Genomic DNA, 14,968 nt, shown 5'->3' with positions numbered 1-14,968 from the left:
CGGTCTGCGCTTGCTCACAACCCGCCCATGGCCGCGAAGGCCACGAGCGTGAGAACGAGCAGGATCGCGGCGTGTTTCGCCCCGTCTCGGACGGATCCTTCACCGAGCTGTCCGGCGACGATCCCCGAACACAGCGCCTGGATCGCCGCCGCGTGGAAGAACAGCCGCTCGTAGGCGGTCGCGTCGATGTCGCCGAGCCCGCCGACGAGCCCGCCGGTCGTTCCCGTCCCGACACCGGTTCCGGTCCCGGTTTCGGCGGCCGTGCCCGCCATCGACGCCTCCTCGATCGCCGGGATGAACGACACCGAGAGCGCGGCGATCACGCCGAGGAACACCAGAAACGAGATGTAGATGACGATGAGGTACGTCAACATCACCTGCCGGCGCTCCCGCCGGAGCGTCCACGTCGCCCGCGCCTCGTCGGCAGCGATCCGGAGGACGGGCGCGACGTCGCCGCTCGCGTGCATCGCGTTCGTCACGAGCACGACCGCCCGCGACGTCATCGGCGAGGCGACCCGCCGCTCCAGCCGATGGAGCGCCGAGGTCACGTCCGCGCCCCAGTCCATGTCCCGACGGGTGCGTTCGAGATCGGTCGTCAGCGCCTCGAGGTCGGTTTCGGCCACCCGACGAATGCTCGCGACGACCGAGGTGCCCGCCTCGTTGACGCTGGCGAGCCGGTCGAGGAAGTCGGGTATCGCCGCCTCGATCCGGCGGATACGGCGTTTCCTGACCTCGTAGACGACCGCGTAGACCGCGAGGACGAACGCGGACGCGCCCACGATCGGGGCGTCGACCTGCGCGGCGACCTCCGTCGGGCCGCCGAGTGAGAGCGGATGAACGGCCGCGACGACGCCGACGAGCGCGACCGGAACGGCGACCGCGAGGACGGCCTCCGGCGACCGCAGGACGTGTTCGACCGGCGAACTCGCCCACGCGCGGACCGAGCGGAACCGGTCGTACGCCCGGAGCCGCTCGCGGCTCGTCTGCCAGCGGTCGGCGACGTCCCCGCCGTCCGAACGGGCGGACGCCGTCGCCGTCGCGACGGGTCCCGTCGGGGTTCGGTCCCCATCGTTTCCATCGCCGTCGCCGTCGTCGAGGTCATCGTCGCGGCCGCCGTCGTCGCGACCATCCCCTCGGTTGATGGTACGGCCGTGAGGCGTCTCCGACGTCCGGACGCGCTCGGTGCCGCCGATCCCCTGCGTGATGCTGTCGACGTACACCGCGAACCCGAACGTCGCCAGCGGGACCGCGACGTAGACGACGACGCGCAGGAGCGGGAGCGTGTCCTCCAGGACGAGCCCGATCACGACGAGGATGGTGATGAAAAAGAGCGGGCCGGCGACGAGCGTCGTGACGTACGCCTCCGCGAACGTCGAGAGCAGTTCGAGGTACTGCTCCTGTTTCGTCTCGGCCTCCTCCTGATAGCGCTCGTACTGGTCGTTTAGGAACGCCGACAGCGACCGACCCGTCCCGAGGACCGACGCGAGGTTCTCGGCGAACTCGGAGAGGTCGTCGCTCGGCGTCCGCCGCGCGGTGTGTCGAAGCGCGGTCAGCACGTCGGTCCCGAACGCGTTCATCTCGCGGACCGCGACCGACAGTTCCGTGGCGGCCTCGCCGTACACTGCCTCGTTCTCGGCGAGCGTGTCCATCACCCGGGGAAACGCCATGCCCGACCGCGAGAGCGCGTAGACGAACGCGACCGTCCGCGGGAGCGTGGCGTCGATCTCCGCGGCACGGGCGGTCGCTCGCTGGCTCAAAAGCGCCCAGCGGGCGTAGTACGCGCCGACGGAAAGCGCCGTGCCCACGGTGGCCGAGGCGACCGCGAGGAGGACGAACAGCTCGAGGAGACCGACCTCCGTCAGCCGCGTCAGCCCGGCGAGAAACGAGATCGGGGCCGGGAGGACCTCGCTCAGGCGGTCGCCACCGACCTCGAGCGCCGTCAGGACCGCGGCGGCGAGGTAGACGCCGACCACGCTCCCGGCGACGCCAAGGACGCCGGCGTAAAGCAGGGTACGGGAGGCGTACTCTCGGTGGGTGCCACCGACGTGGGCGGCACGCATCAGGTCACGTTCCCGTTGTTTGCGTTCCCGACCGGCGACGTAATCGCCGAAGAACGACAGCGCCAGTCTGGTGACCGCGAGATCCGCACGCCGGGACGCACGGGACGCCGCGAGCGCGAGACAACAGGCGACCGCGAGGACGAGCGGGAGGTACGCGATCATTCGCCGTCGGTCCCGGGTCGATCGGCGTCGGTTTCGGTGTCTTCGTCGTCCATTTCGACGCCGTCAGCGTGTCCGACGTTTTCGTCGTGCCCGTCGTCGTCTGCGCGTTCGACGTTCTCGTCGTCGGCGTGTTCGGCGCTCCCGCCGTCGCCGTCTGCGCGTTCCTCGAGTTGCTCCATCACCCGATCGGGGTCCGCGTAGTACTCGTTGACGAGCGCCGTGAACCGCCTGAACCCGTTCACGCCGAGCCCGGAGAGCAGTTCCAGGAACCGCTCCCGGCGGTCGATCTCCCGGAGCAGCTCCGAGCGGGTCCAGCCGCGCTCCTCCTGTATCTCCTCGAGGAGCACCGAGTCGTTGCGTCGGAATTCGTCCGTCTCCGCCCGCCACTCGAACGCGGAGGAGTAATCGAGCTCGCCGGTCCGCTGGTCGATCCCGCCGATCTCGCCGATGGTCTTCGCCCGCCTGACCCGCTGGTCGTCCGAGCGCGTCAGCGTCTGGACCGAGAGCATGTCGAGCGACTGGACCATCGCGCGCGGGACGTTGATCGGGTCGTTCTCGAGCCGGTTGATCACGGTCTCTATCGAGTCGGCGTGCATCGTCGAGAACGTGGTGTGTCCCGTGTTCATCGCCTGGAACAGCGTGATCGCCTCCGCGCCGCGGACTTCGCCGACGATGATGTACTCCGGACGGTGCCGCAGCGCCGACCGCAGCAGGTCGTACATGTCGATGTCGTTGCCCTCGTGTCGTCGCTCGCGGGTGACCGACGAGAGCCAGTTGTCGTGATACAGGGAGAGCTCGCGGGTGTCCTCGATCGAGAGCACCTTCGCGCGCGGCGGGATGAACATCGAGACCGCGTTCATCGAGGTGGTCTTCCCGGAGGCGGTCCCGCCCGCGAAGATGAGGCTCTTGTTGTGCTCGATACAGAGCCAGAAGTACGCCATCTGCTCGACCGAGAACGTCCCGTACTCGACCAGGTCGATCGGGGTGAACGGCTCGTCGGCGTACTGTCGGATGGTGAACGCCGACCCGCGCGGCGTGACCTCCTCGCCGAGCGCGAGTTCGGCGCGCGACCCGTCCGGGAGCGTGGTCTCCACCATCGGGTCGCCGACCGAGACGTGCCGGCCGGACTGCTGGGCGAGCCGGATGACGTAGTTGTCGAGCTCCGCCTTCGGGAACGAGACGTTCGTCTCGACGTCGGTGTACTCGTCGTGGTAGACGAAGATCGGGAGGTCGTACCCGTCACAGGAGACGTCCTCGATGTGGTCGTCGTTCAACAGCGGGTCGACCTTTCCGTACCCGCGGAAGTCACGGTAGAGGTAGTACGCGAGCGAGTGAAAGGTGTCCATCCCCGCCTCGACGCCGTACCCCTCGAGCAGCGACTCCAGTTCCGTTCGCAGGGTCTCCTCGTCGGTCCGGCCGGTTCCCTCGCGGTACAGCAGCGGGTCCCGGATGTCGTCGGCGACGCGGTCGAGCAGGTCCCGCTCGAAGTCGTCGAGGTCGGGCTCGACCGCGTAGTAGCGGTGTTCGCTCTCGACCTCGTCGTAGGTGATCACGACGTACGCGTACGGGGCGTTCACCCAGTAGCGGTCGACCTCGCGCTCGTCCGGCGGCAGGGTGAAGGACGCGAGCGGGCCGTCCTCGCCGGGTCTGAACGGACGGACCGAGAGCTCCGAGCCCCGGAGCATCTCCCACGTGCGCTCGAGGCGTCGACGGAGCGCCCCGACGGCGCCCTCGACCCCCTCCGCACGTGCGTTCTCCGCCGTCGGTGCGTCCCCCGCCATCGTTGTCGTACCGGTGTACACGCGGCACCGAGTTAAAAGGCCCCCGCTGATTATCGAACTCGCGAGTACGCGATCTGCCGTGACGGAGCCCGTTACGTTCATACGGGCGGGCCGCTAAACACGAGATAGGAAATGCGGCGTGACTACTTCGAGTTGACCGTCGAGGGCGTTGGAGACGACGCCGACGAGCCGACGACCCCCCTGGTCCGCATCGACTTCCACGGACCGGAGGGCCTCTTACGCGACCGGCTCTCGGACGCCGACGGCGACCTGCTCTCCGCGGGCGAGATCGACGTGGCCTTCCGACTCCGCGAACCGCTCGAGAGCGGCGACGCCGAGGGCGTCGTGGGCGTGACGAACCGCTTCACGGGTGACTTCGTCCTCGAGCTCAACGAGACCGCGGACGACGTCCTCCCCTTCATCCGCGCCGCCCGCGAGTCCGTCGACGCCACCGACGGCGACGACGCGCGCTACCGCGTCGAGATCGACCTCGACGGCGAGCGGATCGTGAGTTACGACAAGGAGACGTTCCTCGTGTACGACCACGAGGGGAACCTCCTTCGCGGCGAGAGCCTGATCCCCTCCGGCGTCGAGCTTTGAACCCGGTAAATCACGGTTCCGACCGCCGAGTCACAGGCTGACGTTGTCGGCGACGAACCGCACCGAGTCGCCCGGTCGGAGGTCGAACGCGCCGTCTCCCCGACCGTCGTTGACGTCGCACTCCGCGTAGCCGTGGCTCCCCACGGTGACGAGCCGATCGCCGGGTCCGACCGCGCCGAACGTCTCCGCCACCGGCGTGAGGTCGCCGTCGACGCGGATCCAGTCGCGTCCGCGGACCAGTTCGCCGGGGACGTTGGTTATCACGTTCCCGAACCGGTCGATCGCGAGCACCTCGCCGTCGATGACCGCGGCGTCCCCGTCGTCGTCGCGCTCGACGCTCGGCTCCGGGAAGACCAGATCCACGGGGTCGCTCGCGGGCTCGAGGTCGTCCATGGCGTCGAGAGCGTCGGCGACCGCCTCGGAGTCGGCCGCGCCCGACGTTCCGTCCGTTGATTCGTCGAGCGCCGCCCGGATGCGTGCGGCGGTCGGCGCGAACACGTCTCGGCCGTGGAAGGTCTCGCTCGCCGGGTCGTCGACCGCGATGGTCCATATCTCGATGTCGGCGTCGTCCGTCGCCAGCGCCCGTGCCGGGGGCATCGCGAGCCCGTTGTCGGGCGCGACGAGGACGTGAGAGCCGGCGCGGACGACGATCGCGTCGCGGCCCGTTCCCACGCCGGGGTCGACGACCGCGCAGTGGACGGCGGGCGGGAACTCCGGGAGGACGAACCGGAGCCAGAACGCGGCCGCCCGCGGGTCGCCGCGAGGCAGGTCGTGGGCGATGTCGATCAGCTCCGCGTCCGTGTGCCGGCGGATGACTCCTTTCATCGCGGCGGGGTACGGCGAGCCGAAATCGGAGGTAAGCGTGATCACTGGTCCGAGGGTTCCTCGCCGTTCGTGTCGGTCTCGGCGATCCGGCGGATGCGCTCGACGCCGCCGACCTCGTCAATCACGTCGGCGACGGCGTCGGGAACGAGGGCGTCCCAGTCGCGGCCGTGGATCATGCGCTCGCGGAGCTCGGTCCCCTCCAGCACGTCGCGGCGGAACATCGGCGACTGACGCGCCTCGACGCCGGCCTCCTCGAAGAGCCGGACGACGAGCGGGTTGTTCGAGTAGGCCACGTCGAACCGCGGGGTCATGCTCCGGACGTGGCTCACCCACACGGAGTTGCGGTCGAGGTCCTCGATGGGGACGACGTAGGTGGTGACGTCGAGGTCCTGGACGGCCTTCGTGACCATCATCACCCGCTCTCCGGCGGTGAACGGGTTGCGGGTCGTGTGCGAGTCGCCGGCGGAACCGATCCCCAACACCAGCTCGTCGACCTCCTCGGCTATCTCCTCGACCATGTGTCGGTGGCCGTCGTGAAACGGCTGGTACCGCCCGATGTAAAAGCCCCGCATGCGTACACGATGTGACGCCGGGATTTATAAACCCAGTGGGACCCGAACGCCGACGTATACGGGCGTTATATGCCGATATCGGAGGTCTAACGCGTTAGGGGGCAAGTGTCGCGGGGAGAAAGTATATCAGTAGCCGACCCTTCCGTTCGGGTAACGGATATCGATTCTATGAGCAACGAGAAGGACACGAACGACCCGCCGGAGGAGGACGCCGCGCCCCCGGACGACTCCGCGTCGGAGGAGGCGGACGAGGACGTCCGGCGTCCGACCGAGAACGGCGAGGACGCCCCCGACGAGGAGCGTCGGGGCCGCTCCGGAGGTGGGGCGGATCACACGGAACCGGAGCCGATCGACGACGGGTTCCGCGAGCCCGAGGTCGCCCCGGTCGAGGAGGACCCGACCGACGGGGACGCCTCGGTCGTCGGGGACGACCTCGACGAGAACGGGATCGATCCCGGTGACGGGGGACTCGAGTCCGTCGAGGACGAAGTCGACGACCCCGACGACGGCGGGATCGACGACCTCGGCAGCACCGTCGAGGTCGAGGGCGCGGAGATCGATGAGGACCCCGACGAGGACGACCTGCTCGGGGGACTCAAGATCGACACCACCTCCGAGATCTCGATCCCCGACCGCCTCGTCGACCAGGTGATCGGGCAGGAACACGCCCGCGACGTGATCATCAAGGCGGCCAAACAGCGCCGCCACGTGATGATGATCGGCTCGCCGGGGACCGGGAAGTCGATGCTCGCGAAGGCGATGTCCGAACTCCTCCCCAAGGAGGAGCTTCAGGACGTCCTGGTGTATCACAACCCCGACGACGGCAACAAGCCGAAGGTCCGGACCGTCCCGGCCGGCAAGGGCGAACAGATCGTCGACGCCCACAAGGAGGAGGCCCGCAAGCGCAACCAGATGCGGTCGCTTCTCATGTGGATCATCATCGCCGTCGTGTTGGGCTACGCGCTCATCATCGTCGGCCAGATCCTCGTCGGCATCATCGCCGCCGGGGTCGTCTACCTCGTCTTCCGCTACCTAAACCGCGGCTCGGACGCGATGATCCCGAACCTGCTCGTGAACAACGCGGACACCAAGTCCGCGCCGTTCCGCGACTCGACGGGCGCACACGCCGGCGCGCTGCTCGGCGACGTGCGACACGACCCGTTCCAGTCCGGCGGGATGGAGACGCCGAGCCACGACCGCGTCGAGGCCGGCGCGATCCACAAGGCGAACAAGGGCGTGTTGTTCATCGACGAGATCAACACGCTCGACATCCGGAGCCAGCAACACCTCATGACGGCGATCCAGGAGGGCGAGTTCTCGATCACGGGCCAGTCCGAGCGCTCCTCGGGTGCGATGGTCCAGACCGAGCCCGTCCCCACGGACTTCGTCATGATCGCGGCGGGGAACCTCGACGCGATGGAGAACATGCACCCGGCGCTGCGGAGCCGGATCAAGGGGTACGGCTACGAGGTGTACATGGAGGACACCATCGAGGACACCCCCGAGATGCGCCGCCAGTACGTGCGGTTCATCGCCCAGGAGGTCGCCAAGGACGGCCGTCTGCCGGAGTTCACGTCGGAGGCGATCGAGGAGGTCATCCTCGAGGCCAAACGCCGCTCCGGGCGGAAGGGTCACCTGACGCTTCACTTCCGGAACCTCGGCGGGCTCGTCCGCGTCGCCGGCGACATCGCCCGCGGCGAGGACGCCGAGTTCACCACCCGCGAGCACGTGCTGTCCGCGAAGGGGCGCTCCCGCTCCATCGAACAGCAGCTCGCCGACGACTTCATCGAGCGCCGGAAGGACTACGAGTTGCAGGTCTCGGACGGCTACGTCGTCGGCCGCGTCAACGGGCTCGCCGTCATGGGCGAGGACTCCGGTATCATGCTCCCCGTCATGGCCGAGGTCGCGCCCTCGCAGGGGCCCGGCGAGGTCATCGCCACCGGCCAGCTCAAGGAGATGGCTCAGGAGTCGGTCTCGAACGTCTCGGCGATCATCAAGAAGTTCTCCGACGAGAACATCTCCGAGATGGACATCCACATCCAGTTCGTCCAGGCGGGCCAGCAGGGCGTCGACGGCGACTCCGCGTCGATCACGGTCGCGACCGCGGTGATCAGCGCGCTGGAGAACGTCGGCGTCGACCAGAGCCTCGCGATGACCGGCTCGCTGTCGGTGCGCGGGGACGTGCTCCCCGTCGGCGGCGTCACCCACAAGATCGAGGCGGCCGCGAAGGCCGGCTGTACCCGGGTGATCATCCCGCAGGCGAACGAGCAGGACGTGATGATCGAGGAGGAGTACGAGGAGATGATCGAGGTCATCCCGGTGAGCCACATCAGCGAGGTCCTCGACATCGCCCTCGAGGGCGAGACCGAGAAGGACTCGCTCGTCTCCCGGCTGAAATCGATCACGGGGTCGACGCTGAAGGAGGGGAGCGTCTCCGGTCCCTCCAGCCCGAGCCCGCAGTAGGCTGCCGATCCGGTCCCACCCCCTTTTTGTACGGTCGGGGCCGTACGGAAGCGCATGTCCGGAAAGCCGACGGTCGGCGAGTACATGACCCGGGACGTCGAGACCGTCAGCCCCGACGACACGGTGGCGACCGTCGCGAAACGAATGGTCGAGACGGCCGGCCACAAGGGGTTTCCCGTCACGCAGGGGCGAACCGTCGAGGGATTCGTCTCCGCGGGCGACCTGCTCCTGGCCGACGAGGACGCCCCCGTGTTCACGGTGATGTCCGAGGACTTGATCGTCGCCCACCCCGACATGAAGGTCACCGACGCCGCCCGCGTGATACTGCGGTCGGGGATCCAGAAGCTCCCGGTCGTTGACGACGCCGACAACCTCGTCGGCATCATCTCGAACGCGGACGTCGTCCGCTCACAGATCGAGCGGGCGACGCCGGGAAAGGTCGGCAAACTGATGCGTACCCTCGAGCAGATCCACGGCGTCGAGCTCGACGAGGAGCGTCGCGACGTCCGCCTCGACGACCTCACGCCCACGCAGGCGCGGGTGTACGCCGACGAGCTGGAGGGGAGACAGTACGAACTGGACCGCGGGCTCGCGGAGCCGCTCGTCGTCATCGACAACGGCGGCGTCCTCCACCTCGCGGACGGTCACCACCGCGTGATGGCCGCCCACGAGATGGGGCTCGAGTCGATGGACGCGTACGTGATCGTCACGAGGAGCCCCGTCGACCTCGGGATGGCCAAGACCGCGGAGAAGGAGGGCTTGGACTCGATCGCCGACATCGAGGTGGTGGATTACGCGCGCCACCCGCTCGTCGAGACGACGAAGCGGCTCCAGTGACCGCGGCCGGGAGCTTTTTCGACTCCGACGGAGAGTCGGAGACATGTCCGAGTATTCGGTCCGTGCGGAGTGGGAACGGCTCTCGGCGGTCAGGGTACACACGCCGGGGCTCGAACTGTGGTCCGGGAGCCTCGCGCCCGAGGCGAACCTGTTCGAGGACCACGTTCCCCCCGAACAGGCGCGGCGCGAGCACGAGCAGCTCGTCGACACGCTCAAGTCGACCCACGTCGAGGTCCATCGACTCGCCGACGACCTCGCGGCCGGGGGCGCGCTCGACGACCTGACGCGGGACGCACTCGAGGCGGGCGGCGTCGACCGGATCGACGACGTGCTCGCGACGTTCTCGCCTCGAGAGAAGCTCCAGATCGTGCTCTCGCGGCCGAGCCTCACGCCGGAGACGACGGCGGACGGGGGAACCGACGGCGCGTCGGTGACCCTCGACGCGCCGATCTCGAACGTCTACTTCCAGCGTGACACGACGATCGTCGGGGACCGGGGACCGATCCTCTGTCACATGTCGAAGCCGATCCGGCGACGGGAGGAGCCGATCGTCAAGCGCGCCTGGGAGTCGATCGGCGCGGACCTCCGTTACGAGATGGCGGGCGAACCGCTCGAGGGTGGCGAGTTCATGCCCGCCGGGGAGTTCGCGCTGCTCGGCGTCTCGGCCGAGGTGGACGGCGAGGAGCACGTCATCCGGACGAGCTACGAGGCGGGCGAGCGGCTGATGGACGAGGGTGCGGTCTCGTACGACGAGTTCGGGCTCGTCCGTGCCCCCCTCGAGGCGGACCGGCGGGTGCGGGTCGACCGCGGGCTCGGATCCCGCGTGATGCACCTGCTCGGCTGGTTCAACATCGCCGCCGAGGGGTTGGCCGTGCTCGACGCGGACCTGGCGAAGGCGGCCGACGTCGACGTCTACCGGCGTCGCGGCGATTCCTACGAACTCAGCCACACGACCTCGACGCTCGAGTACGTGCGCGACGAGAAGGGGTTCGACGTGATCGACGTCGCCGACGGGGAGCGGTGGCCGACCAACTTCCTCGCCATCGACGACGGAACCGTGATCCCGCTCTACGAGCCCGACGAGGAGGGTGAGTACCGGCCCGAAGACAACCCCACGATCGAGGCGCTCCGCGACCGGGGCGTGACCGTGCTCCCCGACGACGTCGGGATCCCCCGGGCCGCGCTCACGAACGGGGCCGGCGGCCTCCACTGTATGACGACGCCGATCGCCCGCGAGTAGCCCGGCGATCCGACGGACACCTTTTTGTAAACGAACCGAGTAGTTCTAGGCATGGGACGAATCAGAACCGCGGTCTCACGGGCGAAGTACGCCGCCGTCGGCGCGGCCATCGGCGCGGCCGTCGGCGGACTGGTGAACCGGAACGCGGCGAGCACCGGCGGCGCGCTCGGCGGCCTCGCCGGGGCGACGGTCGGCGAGATCAGAGCCGGCTCTTCCGATCTCTTCGGAAGCGTTCGGTCCGGTGACGACGCGGACTCGGAGGAGGACGACGCGGGATCGATCGGGTCCGCCGCCTGAGGCGGTCGGCGGCTATCGAACCCCTCCGCGGCTTCACGCAGGTGGCGGTGTCGGCCGAAGCACCTCGACCGTTAAGGGGGAATGAACGGACCGACCGAGACAGTTCGCCGGGCGACCGTTGCTACCCTGAGGATATACGACACGAAAAGCGTCAGCGGTACGGTGACGACGCCGATACCGAGACTGACGACGACGGGAAGCGTCGAGGGCGGGATCGTAACGGAGTTCGTCCGGTACACGAGCGTCAACACGATCGTCGTGACGAACGCTATCAACCCGGTGTAGACGATCATCCGCGAGAGTTCCGCAAAGTCCTGTTGGAGGGCTATCGTCTTGTAGAACTGACGGACGATGGCGATGGATTCGAGAAGCCTCTCGATCGCCCGAAACTCCGCCTGAACCTCCTCCGGGAGTGACTCGGAATATCCGTTTCGTAGACGTTGGACCGCCCGTAGATTCACGGCATATTCGGTTCCCAAGAGGATGCTGAGCACGTGACCTACCCGAGTGTCGTCTTCAACCTGAGAGTCGATGTTCTCCCCGTACTCGCCGATGTCACGGAGCGCGTTCGTCACCTCACTCGGCGGGTCCCGACCCCCGGAATCGTTCATCGAACGGAGGGTTGACGCCCGCTCGCTCAGCGTCCGAGCGATGAGTGAGAGAAACGCAGCCGGGTCGTTCGGACTCGATGGCCGTCCCGCGAGGTCTGCGACGTCCTCGTGGAGTTCACGCGCCCCATCCAGACGCTCCATCAGCGCGTCGATGGTTCCCGTCACACGTGACATGACGAGTTGATTTATCGATAGAGTGATCGTGATTATCGTCATGACGCCGGCAGTAAGACCGCTCGAAAAGAGCGAGTCGACGGAGCTGTCCGGTCCCACAGCGAGGACGTCACCCCAGATCAGTACGCCGACGATCCCGGCGATACCGACGGTGATGCCGCCCGCGACGATGCGCCGATCCCCCTCGATAAGCACCCATGCGGCCACCCGTTCCCGGGCGGTTTTCTCGTATACGGAACTCTCCGTTCGGATCTCGGGACCCATTTTCTACCAGCACCTTGAAGCGATACGTCTCTCTCCTCTGTAGCGAGATCGATCCTCTCCAGTCGGCGTGAAACGGGTCCGTGTACCCACCGATCGGTGGCGGTCGTCACGCCGGTACCGACAGCGAGCGCCAGCAACGTCCGCAAGCCCGAATCGGCGTCGACCGTCGCGTTCGGTTACCCGACGGTCGACGGCCGCGAGAAGTGGATCCGTCGCGGGTCGTGCGGGGTTCCTCCGAGTCGATGCCATCGCCGTCGAGGGTGCCGACGTCGTTACGGTCATCTCGGTGATCCGTCCGGCCGCTCGGCTGCTCGACGCCGGGTCGGCGCTGCCGTTCCTGGACGTCCCGGCGTCGATCGGTCCCGTTCGCCGGTCCGTTCCGGCCCGAGTGGCCCCTCCTCTCGCTTGACGGGGTCGGTCCCGAGTCGCTCGCCGTCAGTCGGATCGATCACGGACCGCCCGGAACAGTTTCCAGAGGAGGTGGAGGGTGGTAACGACGCTGGACGCGTAATACGCGAGCTTGAGTAGGCGCTTGATCATGACTCAACGGAGAGAAGGACCGGACGAACCATAATCGGGCGGCATGCGAGCGCAAGCCCTTGGAGTCCTCCCCGCGCTAAGGGTGGGGCTTTCGCCCCGAGCCTCCGGTTATCCGGGCGGTCGAGAACGTGGCGAGTCGTAACTTCGGATCGAGAAGGGCTCGCCGTCGATGTGGCTCCCGTTGAACGGGGTCGAAACGGGCGGCCAGCCGCCTACGCCGACTCCTCGCTGTCCCCCTCCACGTCCGTGCTGCCGCCGCGGTCCGAGTAGTTCTTCCGGCCGATCGCCTCGTCACTGACCATCCCGATGACGTTCTGGCGCACGTCGTCGGCGGATTCGTAGGTCGCCTCGCCCTGCGGTTCCACCACCGTCCGAAGCGTCACCGTGTCGTCTCCCAACCCTAGTTCACGGTCGCCGTACCGCTCCAGTAAGGTCTCCAGATCGATCGGGTACTCCTCGTCGTCGAGTTCGTCGTCGAGGGGACCGAGCTCCACACCCTGCTCGCGGCTGTCGTCGTTCTGGTCGGTCGTCATCCTCGTAGAGTCGTTCCGAAGCCATTTACCCACTGTCCCGGCCCCTGCCGGGTGGAGGGACACGCCCGTACGGGCGACCCGGCCGGAACGGGTCCGATCGGCACCCTGCGCGATCCGGAATCTCTCCTCAGTGGCGTTTCGCTCGTGGATCTTCCCGCCCGGTGAGTCCCATGAAGAGTAACCTCTGCTTAAAGAATAGCGGACTTCCTAACAATCCGATAGCAGCGCGATCGGAAGGTAATGTCTCGAACGCCCCCCATCGCTCCGGACGAAAGGATCCCGGAACACTACGTTCCGCGATCGGACATCGAGCGGGGAAGCGCCCAACGTGGCATCGCCACCGGTGTCCCCACCGTGTCCAATGGAGCCTAGTATGGCAGAAACCGTGATCATTTACAATCCGCAGAGCGGGGGCGGCTCCCATGCCGACGAGGTCGGTGCCCGAGCGGACCTGTATGAGTATACGGTCGAACGGTCCGAACGAGCCGGCGAAGCGGTCACGCTGGCGCGGGAGGCCGTCGAGGCCGGATACTCGACGATCGTGGCCGGCGGTGGCGACGGGACGGTCAACGAAGTCGTTCAGGGGATCGATCGGGCTGACGCCTTCGACGACGTCACGCTCGGCATCCTGCCCCTCGGAACGGGCAACAACTTCGCGAAACAGATCGGCATTACCGATCTAGAAACGGCGTTCGCTGCCCTCGATGACGGCGTCAGGCGTACCATCGATATCGGGATGGCGACCGACCGGCCCTTCGTGAACTCCTGTGTCGCAGGACTAACGGCCACGTCAGTTAGCGAGACGTCCGGTGGGTTGAAGTCTCGCATCGGTGGGTTGGCATACGTGCTCACGACGCTCCGGACCGTGACGGAGTTCGAGCCGCTACGGCTTACCGTTGATGACGGGACGAGTGACGGCGACGCGCCGACTTGGAGCGGTGAAGCGCTCTGTGTGGTGGTCGGGAACGGCCGTCAGTTCGCGGCGGACGGGACGACACAGGCCGACATGGAGGACGGTCTCTTCGAGGTCGTGATCGTCAAGGACGTGCCCGCGATCGATCTGATGAGTGAGAGGGTACTCGAGCGCCTGTTCGGACAGGACTCGGCACACATCGACCGGTTCCGAGCCTCGTCGCTGGACGTCAGGAGCCACTCGTCGGACCCCGTCAGATTCAGTTTGGACGGGGAGACCATCCAACGGCACGACCTCGTGGTCGACGTTCGACCGAACACGCTTCGGCTCGTCGTCGGGGAGGGATACGACCCTGCCCCGACGGACACATGAGACGGAACGGTTCCGCGAGCGACCGGGAAACGACTCGTCACCTGGGGGACCGATGTTCACCGTAGACCTCCACGCGCACACCCGGTTCTTCCACGGCTTCCGGGGGGAACCGACCCCCTACGATCCGGTCGGAGCGCGTCTGTTGGCACTCTGGGGGCGGCGATCCGGGCTCGACGGTATCGCATTGACCAATCACGACTACTACAGCCCGTTCGACGGCGCGACGGGGGAGCCACAGTTCATCCCGGGCATCGAAGTCACGACGACGGTCGGCCACCTCCTGGTCGTCGGACCGGATCCGCCGCGTCGAACGGTTCCCGGTGAATCGACCCCCGAGGAGGTCGTGTCACGGGCGCACGGTAACGGGTGTGCCGCGATCATCGCGCATCCGTATCGGCGGAGTCGCGTTCGCGAGAGCGACGCGGACTTCGATGCCGTCGAGATAAACGGGAAGCACCCCGACAACGCCGAGCGTGTGCGGGCGCTCTCCGAATCGCTCGGGATACCGGTCGTCGGGGGGAGCGACGCCCACTATCCCTTCGAGGTCGGGCGGACGGTGACCCGGATCGAGGCGGCGGAACTCACGCCGGAAACGGTGGTCACGGCGATCCGGGAGGGAGCGGTTTCGGTGGACGTTCGCGACTCACGGGTCGACGAACTCATGCGAACCGGATACGGATGCGTTCACCGGTACCTCTGAGGTCCTCCGTGCTTCCCGTCCGAA

Annotated in this window: 13 protein-coding genes; 7 read left to right on the top strand and 6 right to left on the bottom strand. The window is 67.4% G+C overall.

Annotated elements, in window-relative coordinates; genetic code table 11:
- Positions 1-14: 14 nt before the first annotated feature.
- Together F3H10_RS05035 and F3H10_RS05030 are read right to left on the bottom strand one after the other, a co-directional pair.
- The gene (locus F3H10_RS05035) at positions 15-2,222 is read right to left on the bottom strand and encodes a type II secretion system F family protein (RefSeq protein ID WP_149783744.1); all 2,208 of its coding nucleotides are present in this window, start codon (positions 2,220-2,222) and stop codon (positions 15-17) included.
- Entirely contained in the window at positions 2,219-4,003 is a 1,785-nt protein-coding gene (locus F3H10_RS05030; RefSeq protein WP_149783743.1) for a type II/IV secretion system ATPase subunit, read from the bottom strand. The genes F3H10_RS05035 and F3H10_RS05030 overlap by 4 nt, the downstream gene beginning before the upstream one ends.
- 132 nt (positions 4,004-4,135) lie before the next feature.
- On the opposite strand from F3H10_RS05030, the gene F3H10_RS05025 reads away from it, so the two are divergent.
- Positions 4,136-4,603, top strand: coding sequence for a DUF5793 family protein (locus F3H10_RS05025; protein ID WP_149783742.1), 468 nt, complete (start codon positions 4,136-4,138; stop codon positions 4,601-4,603).
- Positions 4,604-4,633: 30 nt separating this feature from the next.
- Here F3H10_RS05025 and F3H10_RS05020 read toward each other — a convergent pair whose 3' ends face one another.
- Together F3H10_RS05020 and F3H10_RS05015 are read right to left on the bottom strand one after the other, a co-directional pair.
- Positions 4,634-5,473 carry an SAM hydrolase/SAM-dependent halogenase family protein gene (locus tag F3H10_RS05020; RefSeq protein WP_149783741.1) on the bottom strand — a complete coding sequence of 280 codons (840 nt, stop codon included), beginning with the start codon at positions 5,471-5,473 and terminating at the stop codon, positions 4,634-4,636.
- On the bottom strand, positions 5,470-6,000 hold the full coding sequence (locus tag F3H10_RS05015) for a nicotinamide-nucleotide adenylyltransferase (RefSeq protein WP_149783740.1): 531 nt from the start codon (positions 5,998-6,000) through the stop codon (positions 5,470-5,472). Before F3H10_RS05015 ends, F3H10_RS05020 begins: the two co-directional genes overlap by 4 nt.
- A 168-nt stretch (positions 6,001-6,168) precedes the next feature.
- On the opposite strand from F3H10_RS05015, the gene lonB reads away from it, so the two are divergent.
- The 4 genes from lonB to F3H10_RS04995 are packed head-to-tail and all read left to right on the top strand — an operon-like array spanning position 6,169 to position 10,837.
- Positions 6,169-8,463 (top strand): ATP-dependent protease LonB, encoded by a 2,295-nt coding sequence (gene lonB, locus F3H10_RS05010; protein WP_149783739.1) that lies wholly within the window; start codon positions 6,169-6,171, stop codon positions 8,461-8,463.
- Positions 8,464-8,517: 54 nt separating this feature from the next.
- Entirely contained in the window at positions 8,518-9,300 is a 783-nt protein-coding gene (locus F3H10_RS05005) for a CBS domain-containing protein (protein WP_149783738.1), read from the top strand.
- A gap of 43 nt (positions 9,301-9,343) precedes the next feature.
- Positions 9,344-10,540 (top strand): arginine deiminase family protein, encoded by a 1,197-nt coding sequence (locus F3H10_RS05000; RefSeq protein ID WP_149783737.1) that lies wholly within the window; start codon positions 9,344-9,346, stop codon positions 10,538-10,540.
- A gap of 51 nt (positions 10,541-10,591) precedes the next feature.
- Positions 10,592-10,837 carry a hypothetical protein gene (locus F3H10_RS04995; protein WP_149783736.1) on the top strand — a complete coding sequence of 82 codons (246 nt, stop codon included), beginning with the start codon at positions 10,592-10,594 and terminating at the stop codon, positions 10,835-10,837.
- 71 nt (positions 10,838-10,908) lie between these two features.
- On the opposite strand, the gene F3H10_RS04990 is transcribed toward F3H10_RS04995, so the two are convergent.
- The gene (locus F3H10_RS04990) at positions 10,909-11,886 is read right to left on the bottom strand and encodes a hypothetical protein (RefSeq protein ID WP_149783735.1); all 978 of its coding nucleotides are present in this window, start codon (positions 11,884-11,886) and stop codon (positions 10,909-10,911) included.
- A gap of 752 nt (positions 11,887-12,638) precedes the next feature.
- Positions 12,639-12,959 (bottom strand): DUF5789 family protein, encoded by a 321-nt coding sequence (locus F3H10_RS04985; protein ID WP_149783734.1) that lies wholly within the window; start codon positions 12,957-12,959, stop codon positions 12,639-12,641.
- A gap of 373 nt (positions 12,960-13,332) precedes the next feature.
- Here F3H10_RS04985 and F3H10_RS04980 point away from each other — a divergent pair, with 373 nt between their 5' ends.
- Together F3H10_RS04980 and F3H10_RS04975 are read left to right on the top strand one after the other, a co-directional pair.
- Positions 13,333-14,244, top strand: coding sequence for a diacylglycerol/lipid kinase family protein (locus F3H10_RS04980; protein ID WP_149783733.1), 912 nt, complete (start codon positions 13,333-13,335; stop codon positions 14,242-14,244).
- Between the two features lie 52 nt (positions 14,245-14,296).
- On the top strand, positions 14,297-14,944 hold the full coding sequence (locus tag F3H10_RS04975) for a PHP-associated domain-containing protein (protein WP_149783732.1): 648 nt from the start codon (positions 14,297-14,299) through the stop codon (positions 14,942-14,944).
- The last annotated feature ends 24 nt before the right edge of the window (positions 14,945-14,968 follow it).

It is taken from the genome of Halorubrum aquaticum, from assembly GCF_900113615.1.
GTDB lineage: Archaea > Halobacteriota > Halobacteria > Halobacteriales > Haloferacaceae > Halorubrum > Halorubrum aquaticum.
The sequence above is the reverse complement of the archived record's forward strand: the minus strand, read 5'-3'. Positions and strand labels throughout refer to the sequence as shown.